The organism is Candidatus Accumulibacter cognatus (assembly GCF_000584975.1).
In the GTDB taxonomy this organism is placed as follows: Bacteria; Pseudomonadota; Gammaproteobacteria; order Burkholderiales; family Rhodocyclaceae; genus Accumulibacter; species Accumulibacter cognatus.
In genome coordinates this window covers 82629-99929 of record NZ_JDST02000056.1, presented here as the reverse complement: position 1 = coordinate 99929, position 17301 = coordinate 82629, and the positions used below count along the sequence as shown (strand labels likewise).

At 58.9% G+C, this 17301-nt stretch carries 16 protein-coding genes; 4 read left to right on the top strand and 12 right to left on the bottom strand.

Features of this window, described 5'->3' with window-relative positions:
* From AW06_RS11230 to AW06_RS11210, 8 genes are all read right to left on the bottom strand, one after another.
* Positions 1 to 304 (bottom strand): hypothetical protein (locus tag AW06_RS11230; protein ID WP_034949845.1); only part of this gene is annotated, 304 nt, incomplete at its 3' end.
* Positions 305 to 327: 23 nt separating this feature from the next.
* On the bottom strand, positions 328 to 1236 hold the full coding sequence (locus AW06_RS11225; RefSeq protein WP_034949843.1) for a sel1 repeat family protein: 909 nt from the start codon (positions 1234 to 1236) through the stop codon (positions 328 to 330).
* A 349-nt stretch (positions 1237 to 1585) separates the two neighbouring features.
* Positions 1586 to 2164, bottom strand: coding sequence for a DUF6438 domain-containing protein (locus tag AW06_RS20440; RefSeq protein ID WP_273704612.1), 579 nt, complete (start codon positions 2162 to 2164; stop codon positions 1586 to 1588).
* 33 nt (positions 2165 to 2197) lie between these two features.
* Positions 2198 to 2323, bottom strand: a complete 126-nt coding sequence (locus tag AW06_RS20435) for a hypothetical protein (protein ID WP_273704611.1) — start codon at positions 2321 to 2323, stop codon at positions 2198 to 2200.
* On the bottom strand, positions 2320 to 4473 hold the full coding sequence (locus AW06_RS11220) for a peptidase domain-containing ABC transporter (protein ID WP_034949841.1): 2154 nt from the start codon (positions 4471 to 4473) through the stop codon (positions 2320 to 2322). The genes AW06_RS20435 and AW06_RS11220 overlap by 4 nt, the downstream gene beginning before the upstream one ends.
* Before the next feature lie 328 nt (positions 4474 to 4801).
* Complete coding sequence (locus tag AW06_RS20430; RefSeq protein ID WP_273704610.1) at positions 4802 to 4972, bottom strand: hypothetical protein; 171 nt, start codon at positions 4970 to 4972, stop codon at positions 4802 to 4804.
* Between the two features lie 40 nt (positions 4973 to 5012).
* Complete coding sequence (locus AW06_RS11215; protein WP_212761112.1) at positions 5013 to 6455, bottom strand: DUF1302 family protein; 1443 nt, start codon at positions 6453 to 6455, stop codon at positions 5013 to 5015.
* Positions 6456 to 6525: 70 nt separating this feature from the next.
* The gene (locus tag AW06_RS11210; RefSeq protein WP_138677289.1) at positions 6526 to 7368 is read right to left on the bottom strand and encodes an ABC transporter ATP-binding protein; all 843 of its coding nucleotides are present in this window, start codon (positions 7366 to 7368) and stop codon (positions 6526 to 6528) included.
* Positions 7369 to 7427: 59 nt separating this feature from the next.
* On the opposite strand from AW06_RS11210, the gene AW06_RS11205 reads away from it, so the two are divergent.
* The 3 genes from AW06_RS11205 to AW06_RS11195 are packed head-to-tail and all read left to right on the top strand — an operon-like array spanning position 7428 to position 12661.
* Positions 7428 to 8225: an outer membrane lipoprotein-sorting protein gene (locus AW06_RS11205; RefSeq protein ID WP_034949838.1), complete on the top strand. Its 798-nt coding sequence runs from the start codon at positions 7428 to 7430 to the stop codon at positions 8223 to 8225.
* 18 nt (positions 8226 to 8243) lie between these two features.
* Positions 8244 to 10457, top strand: a complete 2214-nt coding sequence (locus tag AW06_RS11200; protein ID WP_034949835.1) for an HDOD domain-containing protein — start codon at positions 8244 to 8246, stop codon at positions 10455 to 10457.
* Positions 10454 to 12661, top strand: a complete 2208-nt coding sequence (locus tag AW06_RS11195; RefSeq protein ID WP_034949834.1) for an EAL domain-containing protein — start codon at positions 10454 to 10456, stop codon at positions 12659 to 12661. Before AW06_RS11200 ends, AW06_RS11195 begins: the two co-directional genes overlap by 4 nt.
* A gap of 85 nt (positions 12662 to 12746) precedes the next feature.
* On the opposite strand, the gene guaA is transcribed toward AW06_RS11195, so the two are convergent.
* Complete coding sequence (guaA, locus tag AW06_RS11190) at positions 12747 to 14312, bottom strand: glutamine-hydrolyzing GMP synthase (RefSeq protein WP_034949890.1); 1566 nt, start codon at positions 14310 to 14312, stop codon at positions 12747 to 12749.
* Positions 14313 to 14370: 58 nt separating this feature from the next.
* Entirely contained in the window at positions 14371 to 15831 is a 1461-nt protein-coding gene (gene guaB / locus AW06_RS11185) for an IMP dehydrogenase (protein WP_034949832.1), read from the bottom strand.
* A 185-nt stretch (positions 15832 to 16016) separates the two neighbouring features.
* Here guaB and AW06_RS11180 point away from each other — a divergent pair, with 185 nt between their 5' ends.
* Positions 16017 to 16460: a DUF4124 domain-containing protein gene (locus AW06_RS11180; RefSeq protein WP_034949829.1), complete on the top strand. Its 444-nt coding sequence runs from the start codon at positions 16017 to 16019 to the stop codon at positions 16458 to 16460.
* 12 nt (positions 16461 to 16472) lie between these two features.
* On the opposite strand, the gene AW06_RS11175 is transcribed toward AW06_RS11180, so the two are convergent.
* Together AW06_RS11175 and AW06_RS11170 are read right to left on the bottom strand one after the other, a co-directional pair.
* On the bottom strand, positions 16473 to 16793 hold the full coding sequence (locus AW06_RS11175) for an RnfH family protein (RefSeq protein WP_034949826.1): 321 nt from the start codon (positions 16791 to 16793) through the stop codon (positions 16473 to 16475).
* On the bottom strand, positions 16786 to 17229 hold the full coding sequence (locus AW06_RS11170) for a type II toxin-antitoxin system RatA family toxin (protein WP_034949824.1): 444 nt from the start codon (positions 17227 to 17229) through the stop codon (positions 16786 to 16788). The genes AW06_RS11175 and AW06_RS11170 overlap by 8 nt, the downstream gene beginning before the upstream one ends.
* Positions 17230 to 17301 lie beyond the last annotated feature (72 nt).

Genomic DNA, 17301 nt, shown 5'->3' with positions numbered 1-17301 from the left:
ATGAGGAAATCACCTTATTCCAGAGAGCTTGACGATCGACCTCCTCAGGAATGCCGAAAGCCCTCTGGTTATAGAGCGTTGCCTCTCTAAAATCTTTATCTAGAACTTGATCGGTCAGCGGGGTGCTGCTTGGCCAATATTTATCCCGAAAAGCTTGTAGCGAACTGACGTCATACAGCGGAATGCCCGGCTGGGCGTTGGCCAAGATGCATACCACCAAGGTCTGACGGTTGCGCAAAGGGCCAAGCTGAGTGATGTTGCGTTCAATTTCTGCACGTGGTTCAATCTCAAATTCTGTGGTCATTGCATTTCCTCGATTTTTTCTGACTATTGTTCTGCGCTACAGACCGGGCGATTAACTGAGGTAATTCCATAATTTGGTGGCGAAACGACGTTCCATCTCTGCCGCCAATAACTGGCTAGTGCAGGAGATTTTTCAACACCTATTCCCATTTCATACAATTTTGCGAGGTGAAGATTGGCGCCTCTGGCACAATTATTTTGAGCTGCAATCGAACACCATTGAAACGCCTTTGCCGGATTGGCCTGGAAACCCCATTCCACCTTCGGCGCATGCACCCGCTGTGGCATCGTCGCTCCGGTGTAGGCCGAGCACAGTTTTTCCTGCGCCCACGGGTTACCGCCGCGTGCCGCGATTTCCGCCCACTTGGGCGCGTCAGAACTGTTCAGTAAAGGGTGGGTCACTTTGCAGTTCACGAGGAAGCTGCCCAAGCGCGTGCCGCCAGTCACCATCTGCCAGAGCCAGGTCGCCGGTTGCGGTTCGCCCGCTTCCGCCGCCGCGATGATCGTGCCGAGTATTTCGGTTTGGTCGGCTTCGCCCAGGCCGCTCCGGGGCCACCAACAGCGATGGGTTTCGTCCGGGTCTTCATCCCAGCGTTCGGGGTTGTTGAAGTATTCCAGGCGAGGATCGCGTCGATACGCGTAGTAAGCCGCCGCACCTTTCGAACCGTTGGCAATGGCTTTTTGCAGCCATCGGTTGCTTTCTTCCTTCTCCTCCGTGACCACGCCCATGAAGTACTGGGCTTGCGGATCACCCTTTTCGGCCAACGCCCGCTGCTTTTCGGTCCGTTCCGGTGGCATGGGCTTCATATATCCGTCGCCCCACGCCGCTTGGCACATCGACCCAATCCGCAAGTCCGACGCAAACGCCCTGGGCGCAGCGACAATGGCGAGAGCGGCGATCAAACACCGGGCAACAAGAATCGGAGAGTCCATTTTCAGTGTCTCTCCAGACGAGTCGTTGCGATGCACCCCCCCCACAGCGGTTGTCCGGACCTCATGCCACGCCAAGCCAAAGGGGTCGGCTTCCTGTTCGATTCATCCTGGTCAACCTCACGCAGGTTGACCCTCTGCATCAGTTCCCTCACAGAAATCATGTTCATACCGCCTTCCTCCATTCAAAATCGTTGTCGCTCGTCTTGATTGTGCCAATGTTGTCGCCCTCATCCAGGGTGTCATCACCGCTCTCGCATCAGAGTTGTACGAGTCATTTGCTCCATAGAGTGCTTGTATTGCTCCTAGATTGAATTTGGCAAACATAAAACCTCGTGTAGTGATACCGGCATTACTCAGAAAAATCACAGACATCCGAAAATTCGCCATGAGGCGGGAAGGCTTGCGCAACTGCTGGACACGCCCATTGTCGTGCGCCAGACATGTGTTTGAATTTGTCGATTAAGAGTCGCATGCCAGGAGGAATGCCTGGGGGAACAGCGTTACTAAAGACTACAGTTTTCTGAACATCTTTATTGTGGAAAGTGATGGTGTACTCACTCTCCGCTTCAAGTGGAATTCTTTTATCTCTTAGTTCTGAGCCATAACGCGATTTCAAGTCAAAGAAACCAATGTCGACAAAGGCGGCATAAATTTGAGAAAATTGTTTAGGAGATATTTTTCCTTGCACCTCACCAATTAGACGTGTATTCCAGATACCGTGGAACACGATGGTTTGATCATTATATATTTCAATTCGGTATTCCTGATATTGATTTGTTAGTGAGCGCTTGGTGCGTTGTTCTAAAGAGAAAATAGGCTGCCCAGGTTTTATTTCTGTGGGCAATGATTCCGCATAAGCGCCACTTGATCCTCCCGTCAGGAGAGGCATCAGCAACCCACCCAAGAACAGACCATGAATATTGTTCATCCTAGATTCCTCTATTGAGTCTCGACCGATGGTTCAGGTATGACGGGTGACACTGAAGGTCAACCCGATCAGGCCCTCGGCCAGCGGCGCCATGTCGACTTCATCCCAGGCCGTGTCGGCCTGCGACGCCGCGTCTGCCTTGGGGTCTCTTCGCCTCACTTCCTCTCCTCCTCCACCACCCCCATTCGCGTCGCCTGTTGCCGTTCGGCGCTGAAGCTGAACACCTCATCCACCGCCAACCCTCTCGGGATTTGATGCGTGATGAAGATCATCGTCACCATCCCCTTCAGCCGGTTGATCGTCTTCGCGAAGTGCTCCGCCGTCTGCTGGTCGAGGTTGGACACGGCCTCGTCGAAGATCAGAATCTGCGGCCGCTTGAGCAGCGCTCTGGCAATGGCGAGGCGTTGCCGCTGCCCGCCCGACAGCCCGGTCCCCCGTTCCCCGATCTCCGTCTGATAGCCGTTCGGCAGTTGCTCGATCACCTCGTGGATCTCGGCGGCCTTGCAGGCGAGGATGACGTCCTCGAAGCGGGCATGCGGGTGGGCCATGACCAGGTTGTCGTAGAGCGTGCCGGAGAAGAGCACCGTTTCCTGCGGCACGACGCCGAAGGTGGCCCGGAGTTCGTTGGCGGCCAGATGCCGGATGTCCTTGCCGTCCAGCGCGATATGGCCTTCGGTGGGTGGGTAGAAGCCGAGCATGAGTTTGGCGAGCGTGCTCTTGCCGCAACCCGAGGGGCCCGTGACCACGGTCAGGTGGCCGGGCTTGAAGGCGAGTTCGAGTTTCTGGAAGAGCCAGGGGTGATGCCCGGAGTAGCGGAAGCTGAGTTGGTCGATGGTGAGGAGGCACGAGCGCTTGTTGACTCCCGCCTGTTCGCGGTGCGGGGTGAGCGTGTACGGTTCCCGCGGCATGTCGAGGATGTCGCCGAGGCGCTTCACCGCGATATTGGCCTGCTGGAATTCCTGCCACAGGCCCGCGATCCTGAGGAGCGGCTGGCTCATTCGGCCGGCGAACATCTGGAAGGCGACCAGCATGCCGATGGTGAAGCCTTCGTTCTCCATGACCAGCAGGGCGCCCGCGATGAGGATGGCGAGTGTCATCCCCTGTTCCAGCCCGTTGGCGATGACGTGGTAGGTGTTGCCCACCTGTTTGGTCGAGAAGCCGGCGGCGAGGTACTGGGCGAGGTAGTCGCCGTACTTTTTGTCGATGTCCGGTTCCATCTGCAGGGATTTGAACGTGGCCATGCCCGAGACGTATTCGGTGAGGAAGGCCTGGTTCCTTGCGCCGAGCATGAACTGCTGGTCGAGCTTCTCCTTGAACAGGGGCGCGACGAGGAAGCTGATGAAGGCGATGGCGCCGAGCAGGCCGACGGCAATCAGCGAGAGCTGCCCGCTGTAGGCGAACATCACCGCCAGGAAGATGAACAGGAAGGGCAGATCGAGGAGGAGTGTGACGGCGGCGCCGGATACGAACTCCCGAATGGTTTCGACCCCCTGCAGCCGCGCGACAAGGGTGCCGGTAGGGCGCTGTTCGAAGTACGGCAGCGGCAGGCGCAGCAGGTGGCGGAAAACCTGGCTGCCGAGGACGGCGTCGATGCGGTTGCCGGTGTGCAGCACAAGGTACTGGCGTAGCCAGGTCATGCCGCTGGTGAAGAGCATGAACATGACGAGGGCGATGCCGAGCACGATGAGGGTGCTTTGGGTCTGGTGAACGATGACCTTGTCGATGATCACCTGGGTAAAGAGCGGTGTGGCCAGCCCGACGAGCTGGATGGCGAGGCTGGCGGTGAGGACGTCGCGCCAGAGGCTCTTGTGTTTGAGGAGTTCGGGGATGAACCATTTGAAACCGAACGCTTTCTTCTCGGTGGTGAAGCCGGCGATGTGTTCCTCGCCGGTGGCCCGGCGCATCTTCGCGACGAGGATGAGTTCGGGTTCGAGCCATTGGGTGGCTTCGGCGATGGGGAGGGTTTCGGGGGTCTGGCTGCCGGTGCGGAAGTAGAGGAGCTTGTCGGCGTCAGCCTTGAGGATGAGGATGAGGAGGGGAGGGCGCTTGATTGGTTCCGGGGTGACGGGTTGCGGGCGCAGGAAGGCGATGGCGGGGAGCGGGAGTTTCTGCCAGTCGACGCCTGCGAGCGCGACCTTGCCGGTATTCAGCCCGAGCGAACGCGCGGCCTCGTGGAAAGTGGCGAGCGTGTACGGCGGGGGAAATTCCTGCTCGATCAGCGAGGCATCGAACGGCAGGCGATGGAACGTACTGAGGCTGCCCAGAAGCCAGAGGACTTCGGGATGCCCCACCTCCTCTTGTGGCGACATGGGGGGTCTTCTTTGTTCTTGTTAAAGGATGGGAAAGCCAACGGCACCATCGAGAGTATATGAGCCTCCATCAAGGGGCGTCAATCGGTGAATGTCAAGGTCAGCGCTGACGCATGACCCTGCCGAATCGAGGCGGTTCGCCGCTAGCAGCCTGTCGGACTTAGGCTGAAACAGCCCACATCTTGGTGGAATGGCTCATTTTGGAGCAGGCAATCTCGTTTTACGCTAAAGGCGCATCTTCCCTGGTGCTTTGCGCCGACTGTCCGGCATTCAGTTCATCGCCCTGGCGGGCGACGACTTCCTGCGCCGATGCCATGAACGCCACCGCCTATCGAAATTTCTGCTGGCGTTCGAACAGGGCCGCCAACTGCCGGCCCAGATCTGGCCGTTCCAACGTCGACTCGGTACCGACGAGGCGGCCCTGCAAATCGTCGGTCACGCTTCCGAACAGCGCGAGCGCGCGCTCCGGTCGCTCCTGATCCGGATTGCAGACCTGCATGCCGGCAGTGCTGCTCGACCTGCCAGCGTTCACGGTGGCGTCAGAAGTTGTAGAGGATCTCGGTATAAACGCGGTCCTTGGCGTCGTAGCGGCCGAAATACCCTGTCGGGGACCCCTTGAAGATATCGACACCCATCGCCAGGCTCCAGTTCTTTTCGAAATGCCAGTTCATTCGGGGTCGCAGCAGCCAGTCGGTACGGTTCAGGCTGGCGATCCACAGCGCCTGTGCCTCGAACTTGTCGCTGAACTTGTGGTTGAGCAACAGGCTGTAACCGTATTCCTTGGCCAGGGGAATGATGTCCGGATCATGATTGAAGAAATGGTTCTGGAAAATCTGGGCGTTGATCCGGGTATCGGCGAACTGGTTGAAATCCAGGCCAAGGACCCAGAGCAGCGTGTTCTGCGGCACGACCCCGTCGGCATCGGTGGCATTGGTGACCTCATATTTACGGCCGCGCGTATATACCACCTCGCCCTTCAGGACCAGCGAACCGAAATCCTTGCCTAGCGTGCCGCCCAACTGATTGATACGGTCATGCCTGGCCTGATAAATCGCGGTCGGCAGGGGGTCGGCAACGATTGCCCGGTAGAAGGTCGGCGCGACGCTCATGCTGCTGTAGGCAAAGCCTGCCACATCCCAGCCATCACGCAACACCGACAGCCGCAGTCCGTAATTGGTATGATCAAGACCGCGCGCCGGAAATTTTTCGTTGCGAAACACCGTGGCGACACCCGGAGGGGGCGGCGGTGTGTAGACGAAAAACTCGGAACCCGGTTTGCCGATGTTGTCGTAACTGGCGACCGGGATCCAGACCAGTTCGGCGTGGAAATCGTTCTTGAAATACTCTGCCCTGGCCGCCCACTGCGGAATACGCAGGATATCGAAGGTCGGCAGGATGAACTGCCGCATGTCCTTGGCGGAAACCACGTCGCCAAACAGCAGCCCGACCATTTCACCCCAGACGATCTGCTGCCGGCCAAGGCGGAAGTCCCAGTCCCCTGCGCCAATATCGAGATAGTTTTCGCGCAGGAGAACATTGAAACGTTGATTATCCGCCACCGCCTGCGGATAAAAATCGGTGAAGGTATAGGTCGCGTCATAGTCGACACGCGCTCCAAGTTTCCATTTGACCTGGTTGCCGAGATCGCCCTGCGTGCTCAGATCGACGCGGGTCATCATTTCCGACCAGTGTCGTGGTTTGGGCCAGTCATAGGCCATCACGTTCTGGATGAACCCCTTAACGCCCGCTGCACGCGCCGACGACTGTTTGGCAGCGCCTGTTTCCGGCGGTGATGAAGGCTGATCGTCATCGAACAAGGATTCCCGACGGGCGGGCTGGTTTGCAGCTGCCTCGGGCTCGTCGTCGCCAAACAGACTATCCCTGCTCGTCGGCAGGGCGTCGGCCGGTTTGGCGGCGAGCATGATGCGCGTTGGCCTGCTCTCGGATCGGTCGGACGCATCGACGACGGAGTGATCGGTCATGCCCGTGTCACCGACCGCGGCCATCGGCCCACTCAGGAGAGCCGTGACGGCCAGACAAATGCAGTGCCGGTTAAGTCTTCTGAACTGCATCGCTGTCTTCATCGCTATGTTCCATGGAGGCATCCGAATTTTCGGTGGACTGGCTGAACCATTCATCGTTGTCATTGTTGAGAGGAGTACCGGGTTTGCGATCGGGCAAGAAAATCCACTTTCCGCCGGAGGGGCGCTTGCCGAGCGTGACGACTTCGCCATCCTCAATGCGGATCTGGCGGCGAGCATTGTTGATCACCCGATCATCGTGGGTCGAAAATATGAAAGCCGTGCCCTGTCTCCGGTTGATGTCTTTCATCAGAAAGAGGATTTCCTTGCTGGTCTGACGATCGAGGTTCGCCGTCGGTTCGTCCGCCAGCACAATCGCCGGGTGGATCGCCAGTGCCCTGGCAATCGCCACCCGCTGACGCTGACCGCCACTCAACTGATTCGGGCGATTCGCCGCGTATTTCGACAGGCCGACGACATCCAGGAAATAGGCGACGCGCTTCCGGCGCTCGGCGCTCGAAAGATCCTTGCGGTGCAGCAGGGGATACTCGACATTTTCGGCCGCTGACAACACCGGTAACAGATTGAAGGTCTGAAAAATGAAACCGATCTTGCGTGCGCGAAGATCGGCCAGCTGATCGGGTGTCCGCCCACTCACATCCTCACCATGGATGTAGATCTTGCCGCTGCTCGGCGTGTCGATACAGCCGATCAGGTTCAACAGGGTGGTCTTGCCACTGCCCGAAGGACCTGCAATCGCAAGGAAAACACCGGGTTCGATATTGAAATGAATGTCCTTCAGGGCTTGGACTTTCTGTTCGCCCAGTAGATAATCCTTGTATACATGTTCTATGCGGACAATGGGTTCAAGCATGCTCATCGGTGGCACTTCCTGCCAACCGCGTCGACGGCCAGCACAATGGGTTGAATACTATGGAAATCATGACTATCCGCCATCTCGGTGTCAACACTGCCCTGGCCCTCCTGTTTGCCGCTGTCCTGGCCAGCGCCATGCCGGCGCGGGCAGCGGAGCCGGTTTCGCAGGCCGCAGGCGACGATGCCGAGGCTCGGCTGATCGTTGAAAAGGCCGATCAGGTTCGTTTCCCGACCGAAGGCTTCCAGGTGGACGTCAACATCACGACAACCAGCAGCGGACAGGGTCCCGAGGTACGCAAGTACCGCGTGCTTTCCAAGGGCAACACCAACAGCGTCGTGATGGTCACCGAGCCGGCGTCCGAGCGTGGCCAGATCCTGTTGATGAAAGGTCGGGACCTCTGGGTATTCATGCCCGACGTTTCGCAACCGATTCGGCTCTCCCTCTCGCAAAGGCTGACTGGTCAGGTTGCCAACGGCGATCTGGCGCGTGCCAACTTCGCTGCCGACTACAACCCGAAGCTGTTACGGCGAGAAAAAATCGGCAACGAGGAATATCACGTTCTCGAACTGACCGGCGTCGACCGCAGCGTCACCTACCAGCGGGTACTCTACTGGGTCCGGGATAAGGACTTCTGGCCTTTCAAGGCGGAGTTTTATTCACTTTCCAACCGTCTCCTGAAGACCTGCAAATACGAGAACTTCAAGGCCATGGAGGGGAGGAAACGACCCACCCGACTGGTCATGGAAGACGCTCTGCGCGGTGGCGAACAGTCCGTCCTCGAGTATGGGAGTATGAAGCTTCGGGACCTGCCGGACAAGGTGTTTACCAAGGACTATCTCAAGAAGCTCGATTAGTGATCCTCTGTTACCACGATGTATAGCTTGCCGGAACCGATTCGCCATGCCATGGAGTCGGGGCGTGCGCCATCGCCGCCACAGATACTGTTGCGACTCCTGCAAATGGTCGACGATGACTGTACGACCATGGCCGAGCTGGCCAGCCTGGTCGAGCAGGATCCGGGCTTGTGCACCCGCGTCCTGACCGCTGCCAACTCATCCGCGCTCCGGCGTGGCAATCCCCTGCGCAGTATCGAAAGTTGCCTGCTGGCACTCGGTACCCGCCTGGTTCGTTCGATCGCGACCTGTCTGTCGGTCCAGAGTCTGTTTGACGAACGGACCGCTACGCGGGTGGTCGATCTGTCAGGCTTCTGGACACACTCGCTGCTGGTCGCCGAGCTGTCCCGCAGCCTGGCGGCGGCTACCAGCTATCAGCAACCGGATGAAGCTTATCTGGCGGGCCTGCTGCATGATGTCGGGGAACTCATTCTGCTCTCGGCCCTGGGCGAGCCCTATCTGAAGCTCATCGCTGCCTGTCCCGATGAAAGCGCTTTGTCGGCAATGGAAAAGGAAAGCTTCGGTGTTGACCATGGCGAAATCGGTACCTGGCTTGCCGATCAGTGGCATCTTGATTCGTCGTTTGCCGATGGCATCCTCTTCCACCACCAGCCGGCCGAGCAGATGCTGACCGGCACGCATCTGACCCAGGTGGTGTGGCTGGCACACGCGCTGGCTTGCGACGATGAGGTGAGCGAGGAACTCGGGCAACTCGCCGAGCAGATGTTTGGCAACGCCAACAGCAGCCTCCTGAGTGCGTTGCGTGCTCAGGCCGCACAACGAATGTGCATGCTTGCCGAGGCTCTCGGCATGACGCTCCAGGAACGGCAGGCCGGTGGCAGGAGCACCGGCCTGCCGCGCGTACTCGGCATGGACCCCCGCCCCGTGCCCGACACCCATAGCCAGATTGCTCACCTCATCGGCAACCAGGCCCTGATGCAACCCTTGCAAGATGATCTGTTTGCGCTCGATTCCGCTGCCGAAGTGTTTTCCGGTCTGCGTGCATCGGCGCGCATCCTGTTTGACCTGAACCATCTCGCGTTCCTGCTGTGCGATCCGCTGGACGGCCGGCTGACAGGCCAGGGCATCGCCGAACAGGCCCCTGTGTTCAGTCAGGTCAGCATCCTTCCCGAGGAGCAGCGAAGCCTGGTGGCAGCGGCGGCGCTCAGCAAGCAGATCCGATCTTCGTACGACCGTGATCCGCCAGCGGCGAAGTCCCTGATGGACCTGCAGTTTGCCAGGGCTTTTGCGAGCAACGGCCTGTTGTGTATTCCGATGATTGGGCGTAGAGGAACGGTCGGGGTCATGGTTGCCGGCCTGAGTGCAGGCCAGTTTGCCCGGCTTGGTCGCCGTTTGCCGGGTCTGGCGAACTTCGGACGAATTGCCGGCAACAGTCTGGAAAGTTGGCGCGCAGCCCAGGAAGTCCGTGTCCAGATCGAGGACGCGGTTGTGGAGCGTTTTACTCGCCAGGCCAGGCACATCGTGCACGAAGCGGGCAACCCGCTGACCATCATCAAGAGCTATCTCAAGATACTGAGCGCAAAGCTGCCGCAGGCGGCCGAGGTTCGCCACGAACTGAACATCCTGAACGAAGAAATCGAACGAGTGGCCAGCATTGTGCGACGCATGCGCGATACCCCCGAGGTGCAGGCTGATGAGCACACGGTCGACCTCGGCAAGTTGCTGCGCGAACTGTTGCTGCTCTATCGCGAGGTGCTTTTCGATTCACGGGGCATTGTCGTCGAAACGCTCCTGCCGGCACAGACCGTCCGGATTGCCTGCGATCGCAACAGCCTCAAGCAGATCCTCCTCAACCTGTGGAAAAATGCCTCCGAAGCTCTTGCCCGGGGACAACGCTGCAGAATTTCGTTGACTGACGACATCCTGCATCAGGGGCGGCACTTTGCCGAGCTGAAAATCGAGGACAACGGGCCTGGCATCAGTGAAGATGCGATGCGCCCGCTGCATCACCCAGCCGACATCCGTAGCAGAGGAAACCGCGGTATCGGGCTGTCGATCGTCGGGGCACTGGCACAGCGCCTGGGAATCCCGGTGATCTGCCGCAGCAAGCCAGGTTTCGGGACCATGATCGCCTTGCTGTTGCCCATCCCGGAGCGCACGCCGTCCCTGGGCAGTGGCCAGCCACAGCAGAAGACGGTCTTGTCGCCGGACACTTCTCGGGAGCAATCATGAAGGCCATCGCGGAGTTCGAATTTTCGCCACAAAGCCTGGACATTCAGGAGACCCCCTGCAAAATCCTGATCGTCGACGACGAGGAGCGGATTCGGGCGGCCTACCGGCACCTGCTTGCTGGCGAGGGGCGCATCATCGAGGAATGCGGCAGTGGCAGCGAAGCCCGCCATCGCCTTGAGGATCGCGACGTCGATGTCTTGATCCTCGATCTCAATCTGCCCGACATCCATGGGCTGGATATCATGGAATGGATGGTGCACCAGCATGTGCCGACGGCGGTGGTCGTCTTCAGTGGAGACGAATCGATCGACTCGGCCATCCGTGCCCTGCGCCACGGCGCTTTTGAATTCATCCGCAAGCATGGCGATCCTCAGGAACTCATCGATACCGTAGACCGCGTCCTGCATCGCCGTCGGATCGAGCGGGAATACGCCCTGATGACGGTTCGCCTCGAACAGTCCGAACGTCTGCATCGCTTTCTGGTGGAGCAGTCGCCGGATTTCATCTACACGCTCGACAAGGACGGCCTCTTCATCTTCGTCAACGGCCGCGTGCAGGCCATGCTCGGCTACACCCGCGAAGAACTCCTGGGAAAGCATTACTCGATGATCGTGTATCCGGACGATCTGGAACATGCCCGCTTTGTTTTCAACGAACGGCGAATCGGTGAGCGCGCAAGTAACAACGTCGAAATCCGGCTGCAGACGAGAACCCGGGGAGTGCGCCATTTCGAAAACCGGACCATCGTGACCATCCTCAGCGCGCAGGGCATCTATGCTGCCAATGGGCAGCCGACCGACCGGCAATTCATGGGGACCTCGGGCGTTGCACGGGACATCACCGATCGCAAGAAAGCCGAGGAAACGATCGCTTTTCAGGCCTTTCACGATCTGTTGACCGGTCTTCCCAACCGGATCCTGTTCAAGGATCGACTGGGGGTTGCCCTGAAGCAGGCAAAACGGAAAAACAAGCGGGTGGGGGTGATGTTCATTGACATCGACCGTTTCAAGCTGGTCAATGACACCTATGGCCATCACGAAGGCGACGAGTTGCTCAAGTGTTTTGCCGAGCGCAGTCGTAGTTGCCTGCGCTCGGGAGACACCCTGGCTCGCCAGGGGGGCGACGAATTCACCGTACTGTTGCCTGATCTGGGGAACGGTGATGATGCCACGGTCATTGCTGCCAAGATGCTGGCCGAACTCAAGCGACCCTTCAAGGTGGCCGGTCTGGATTTCTTTACCACCGTCAGCATTGGCATCGCGCTCTACCCCGACAACGGCGAAACTCCGGAAGTGCTTTTGCGCAATGCGGATATTGCAATGTACCAGATCAAGGGACGCGGCAAGAACGGCTATCTTCACTATGCGCCCGATATGCACAGTGGTCATAGCATGCGCCTCACACTGGAGGGCGACCTGCGGCAGGCGCTGGAAATCGGCGACCAATTCGAACTGTATTATCAACCTCAGATCAGTTTCAGCCAACGGCGAACGATCGGGATGGAGGCCTTGATCCGCTGGCATCACCCGCGCTATGGCCTGATGATGCCGGATACCTTCATTCCTCTGGCCGAAGATACCGGAATGATCGTCGCCCTCGGCGAATGGGTCATCGACCGCGCACTTTGCCAGTTGGCGTCCTGGCGTAGCAAGGGATTCACCCGTCTACAACTGGCGATCAACCTCTCGCCGAAAGAACTGGAACGCGGTGATTTGCCTGAGCGGATCATGCGGCGTCTCGATACCTACGCGATTCCTGCGGAGGTACTCGACATCGAGATTACCGAGACCCTGCTGATGCAAGACGCCGAGAAAAATATCAGCACGGTCAAGCAACTGCGCAACTGCGGGCTGAAGGTTTCCATCGATGATTTCGGGACCCGCTACTCATCGCTCAACTATCTACGCCGTTTCCCGATCAACAGCATCAAGATCGACCAGTCTTTCGTCCGCGACCTGAACCCCGACAAGCAAAGTTCTACCTCGATCATTCACGCCATTGCCTGCATCGCTCGCAGCTTCGACTTGCGCATACTGGCCGAAGGCGTTGAATCCGAAGCCCAGAGGCAAATGCTCAGCGGCCTGGAATGCGACGACATGCAGGGTTTTCTGTTCAGCCAGCCGCTAACCGCCGCAGCGTTCGAGGGTTTTCTGTCCGGTAGTGACTTCCCGGCACGCGACCGAGCGACCGCCCCGCTGATGTGAAAGACAAATCAGCAAATATCCCTGATTTCTCAAGGCTTTCGTGGCGTTTTCCAGCTTTGGTTGCGCGTGCCCGATTGACGCAGAATCATTCCCACTCGATCGTTGCAGGCGGCTTGCCCGAGATGTCGTAGACCACCCGGTTGATGCCACGCACCTCGTTGATGATCCGGTTCGAGACCTTTCCCAGCAGGCGGTGTGGCAGCTCTGCCCACTGTGCGGTCATGAAATCCTGGGTTTCGACGGCGCGCAGGGCGATCACGTATTCGTAGGTTCGACCATCTCCCATGACTCCCACGGATTTGACTGGCAGGAACACGGCGAAAGCCTGACTGGTCTTCTCGTACCATCCGGCGGCGCGCAACTCATCAATGAAAATGGCGTCGGCACGGCGCAGCAGGTCGGTGAATTCGGGCTTCACCTCGCCCAGAATGCGCACGCCCAGACCGGGACCGGGGAAGGGATGGCGGTAGACCATGTCGTGCGGCAGCCCGAGCGCGACGCCGAGTTCGCGCACTTCATCCTTGAACAGTTCGCGCAGCGGTTCGAGGAGCTTCAGGTTCAGCTGCTCGGGCAGGCCGCCGACATTGTGATGACTCTTGATGGTGTGTGCCTTCCTGGTTTTCGCTCCGGCGGATTCGATCACGTCGGGGTAGATCGTTCCCTGCGCCAGCCAGCGGGCGTTTCCGAGTTTGCCGGCCTCGGTCTGGAAAACCTCGACAAATTCGCGACCGATGATCTTGCGCTTCTGCTCCGGATCGCACACGCCCTGCAGGTGGCCCATGAATTGCGCCGTGGCGTCGACATGCACCACCTTGACGCCGAGATTGCGGGCAAAGGTGCGCATTACCTGGGCGGCTTCGTTGAGGCGCAGCAGGCCGTTATCGACGAAGACGCAGGTCAGCCGGTCGCCGACCGCGCGGTGAATCAGCGCCGCCGCGACCGACGAGTCGACACCCCCCGAGAGACCAAGAATCACCTCTTCAGTGCCGACCTGTGAACGTACCCTGTCGACTGCCTCGGCAACGTAATCGGGCATGTTCCAGTCGTTTCCACAACCGCAGATGTCGTGCACGAAACGGCCGATGATTTCCCTGCCCTTGAGCGTGTGCGTGACTTCCGGGTGAAACTGCACGGCGTAGAAATTGCGTTCCTCGTCGGCCATCGCTGCGATCGGTGTCGATTCGTTGCTGCCGATGATCCGGAAGCCAGGCGGCAATTCGGTGACCTTGTCACCATGGCTCATCCAGACGTCGAGCAGGCCGTGACCCTCGGCATTGCGGCGATCCTCGATGCCCTTGAATAGGGCACTGTGGCCATGCGCGCGCATTTCGGCATAGCCGAATTCACGTCTGTTCGAACTTTCGACCTTGCCGCCCAACTGCTCGGCCATGCTTTGCATGCCGTAGCAGATGCCCAGCACGGGAATGCCAAGCTTGAACACCTGCGACGGGACCTTGAAGTCCGCAACCTCATAGACCGAATTCGGACCTCCGGAGAGAATGATGCCCCGCGGTTTAAAGTCGCGAATGAACTCTGCCGTGACATCGTAAGGATGCAGCTCGCAATACACCTGCTGCTCGCGGACGCGGCGAGCAATCAGTTGGGCGACCTGCGAACCGAAATCGAGAATCAGGATTTTTTGATGGGACATCATCGGTCCTCAAGTGACACGGGCGGCTTTCTGCCGCCCGCCGATGGTCGAATGCCGCTCATTCGATGTGGTAATTCGGTGCTTCCTTGGTGATCTGTACATCATGGACATGTGATTCCCGGACACCCGCGGAAGTGATTTCGACAAAAGTGGCCTTGGTATGCATTTCGTCAATCGTCCGGCAGCCGAGATAGCCCATCGACGAGCGCAGGCCGCCCATCAACTGATGAATGACGGCGAGCACCGGTCCCTTGTAAGGAACCCGACCTTCGATGCCTTCGGGCACCAGTTTGTCGACATTGGCAGCGGCGTCCTGGAAATAACGGTCGGCGGCACCAGCGGCCATGGCACCGATCGAGCCCATGCCACGATACGACTTGTACGAACGTCCCTGAAAAAGTTCCACTTCGCCGGGTGCTTCTTCGGTTCCGGCAAACAGGCCGCCAAGCATGACCGCATCCCCACCCGCGGCAATCGCCTTCGAGATGTCACCCGAGTAGCGTATGCCTCCGTCGGCGATCACCGGTACGCCACTTCCCTGCAGGGCATCGAAGACCATCTGGATGGCAGTGATTTGTGGGACACCTACGCCGGCGACGATGCGCGTGGTACAGATCGAGCCCGGACCGATGCCCACCTTGACGCCGTCGGCACCGTGCGCAAGCATCGCCAGTGCGGCGTCGGCGGTGGCGATGTTGCCGCCGATCACTTCGACCATCGGGAAATTTTTCTTGATCCAGCGGACGCGGTCGAGAACACCTTGCGAATGCCCGTGTGCGGTGTCGACGACCAGTACGTCCACACCTGCCTCGGCCAGAAGTTCGGCGCGTTCCTCTGTGCCAGGGCCCACGCCGACGGCTGCGCCGACCCGCAGGCGGCCGGACGCATCCTTGCTGGCGTCCGGGTGCTCAGTGGTCTTGATGATGTCCTTGACGGTGATCAGGCCGCGCAATTCGAATGCGTCATTGACCACCAGCACACGCTCCAGCCGGTGTTTATGGATCAGTGCCTTGCCTTCCTCGACGGTGGCCCCCTCGCGTACCGTAACCAGGCGATCGCGCGGGGTCATGATGTTCCGGACAGGCTGATCGAGCCGAGTTTCGAAGCGCAGGTCGCGGTTGGTGACGATGCCGACGACAGTCTGGCCATCGAGCACCGGCACACCGGAGATCTTGTGCAGATGGGTCAGGGCCAGCACGTCACGGACCGACATGTTCGGCGGGACGGTGATCGGATCCTTCAGAATGCCGGATTCAAAACGCTTGACCCTGGCAACTTCTGCGGCCTGTGCCTTGGGGCTGAGGTTCTTGTGCACGATTCCGATGCCCCCTTCCTGCGCCAGTGCGATCGCCAGGCGACTTTCGGTGACGGTATCCATGGCCGAGGAAACCAGTGGCAGATTGAGGCTGATGTTGCGGGTCAGACGTGCCCTGAGGGTGACGTCGCGCGGCATGATCGACGAGTGGGCGGGAACGAGCAGAACGTCGTCGAAAGTGAGCGCCTTTTGGATTAAACGCATGGCCTTTGATCCGAGGTCACAAAAACGTATTATACAGCATGCTCCCTGACCGCTGACGGTCATGGCCATGCCCAATCCAGACCATGAAAACGATGACCGTCTCCTTCACTCCCAACCCCTTCCTCACGCTTGCAGACGAGGGGAGATTCGTCAGTCGCTGACGTGATTTTTTACTTTGAATGGACATGAAGCAATTCCTATTGACTGCTGCCAGCGTGCTCTTTGCCCTTGCAGCGCAGGCCCAGATCTACCAATGGCAGGATGAAAACAACCGTACCGTGATTTCCGACCTGCCGCCCAGCGGCCAGGTCCGGCAGCAACGCAAGATCGAGACGGAAACGCCGGCAGCAAATGCCTCTACCGGCAAGACGATGGCGGATCGCGAGATGGAATTCCGCAAGCGTCAGAAGGACTCGCGAGAAGCTGCCGAGAAGGCCGAAAAGGAACAGCGCATGAACGTGCAAAGGAAGGAAGATTGCGAGGCTTCACGCCGTTCCTTGCAGGTTCTGGAGTCCGGCGAGCGCCTGGCGCTGCGCGACAGCAAGGGCGAACGTTACTTTATCGATGATGCGCAGCGCGCGCAGGAGATCGCCAAAGTCCGCGAGGCTATACAGGTGAACTGCAAGTGAGCACTTGGCCAGCTACTCAACCTCGCTGTCGCCGGCCCTTTTTTTCATGACCTTGCCTTCAGCAGCCCGTTGCTTGCGCACTTCCTTCGGATCAGCGAGCAACGGTCGGTAGATCTCGACGCGGTCGTAATCACGCAGCGTGGCGTCGAGCTTGCTGAGCTTCGCGAAAATACCCACCTTGTTTTTCGTCAGATCAATTTCCGGATACTTCTGAAGCAGTCCCGAAGCCTCGATCGCCTGCCGCACGGTGCTGCCCGCGGGTAGCTGAAGGCTGGCCAGATGCTGCTTGGTCGGCAAGGCATAGACCACTTCGATCATCAGCATCTCAGGCATTCGGCACACCATGGACATCGTACGCACGCTTCACGAAGGCGTCGACGAAAGTGTTGGCAATCTGGCTGAAGACCGGCCCGATGACCTTTTCGAACATCTTGCTGGAGAACTCGTAGGAAAGCTGGAACTCGATCTTGCAAGCATCCGCGGCGAGTGGTTTGAAATGCCACACCCCGTCCAGCCGGCGAAACGGGCCATCGACCAGGTTCATGTTCATCGAGAATGGTGAATCCTTGTTGTTCTCGGTGGTGAAGTGGGATTTGACGCTGCGGTAGTTGATATGCAGGGTAGCGATCGTTCTCGTGTCGTCGCGGAAGATGCAGCGTGTCAGGCTGCACCAGGGCAGAAACTGAGGGTAGTCCTCGACGCGGTCGACCAGGTCGAACATCTGTTGCGACGAATGCTCGATCAGCACCGATTTCTTGACCATGGCCATCTGCTGCCATACCTCGTGAATCCTGTAGAATCCCGGATTCTAGCACTCCCGAACCCTGACTACCCGAGAAAC

What these genes read in the sequence shown, in the direction of transcription:
- AW06_RS11225 (WP_034949843.1), bottom strand. Translation starts at nt 1,236, where the DNA reads ATGGACTCTCCGATTCTTGTTGCCCGGTGTTTGATCGCCGCTCTCGCC.
- AW06_RS20440 (WP_273704612.1), bottom strand. Translation starts at nt 2,164, where the DNA reads ATGAACAATATTCATGGTCTGTTCTTGGGTGGGTTGCTGATGCCTCTC.
- AW06_RS11220 (WP_034949841.1), bottom strand. Translation starts at nt 4,473, where the DNA reads ATGTCGCCACAAGAGGAGGTGGGGCATCCCGAAGTCCTCTGGCTTCTG.
- AW06_RS20430 (WP_273704610.1), bottom strand. Translation starts at nt 4,972, where the DNA reads ATGCAGGTCTGCAATCCGGATCAGGAGCGACCGGAGCGCGCGCTCGCG.
- AW06_RS11215 (WP_212761112.1), bottom strand. Translation starts at nt 6,455, where the DNA reads ATGACCGATCACTCCGTCGTCGATGCGTCCGACCGATCCGAGAGCAGG.
- AW06_RS11210 (WP_138677289.1), bottom strand. Translation starts at nt 7,368, where the DNA reads ATGCTTGAACCCATTGTCCGCATAGAACATGTATACAAGGATTATCTA.
- AW06_RS11205 (WP_034949838.1), top strand. Translation starts at nt 7,428, where the DNA reads ATGGAAATCATGACTATCCGCCATCTCGGTGTCAACACTGCCCTGGCC.
- AW06_RS11200 (WP_034949835.1), top strand. Translation starts at nt 8,244, where the DNA reads ATGTATAGCTTGCCGGAACCGATTCGCCATGCCATGGAGTCGGGGCGT.
- AW06_RS11195 (WP_034949834.1), top strand. Translation starts at nt 10,454, where the DNA reads ATGAAGGCCATCGCGGAGTTCGAATTTTCGCCACAAAGCCTGGACATT.
- guaA (WP_034949890.1), bottom strand. Translation starts at nt 14,312, where the DNA reads ATGTCCCATCAAAAAATCCTGATTCTCGATTTCGGTTCGCAGGTCGCC.
- guaB (WP_034949832.1), bottom strand. Translation starts at nt 15,831, where the DNA reads ATGCGTTTAATCCAAAAGGCGCTCACTTTCGACGACGTTCTGCTCGTT.
- AW06_RS11180 (WP_034949829.1), top strand. Translation starts at nt 16,017, where the DNA reads ATGAAGCAATTCCTATTGACTGCTGCCAGCGTGCTCTTTGCCCTTGCA.
- AW06_RS11175 (WP_034949826.1), bottom strand. Translation starts at nt 16,793, where the DNA reads ATGCCTGAGATGCTGATGATCGAAGTGGTCTATGCCTTGCCGACCAAG.
- AW06_RS11170 (WP_034949824.1), bottom strand. Translation starts at nt 17,229, where the DNA reads ATGGCCATGGTCAAGAAATCGGTGCTGATCGAGCATTCGTCGCAACAG.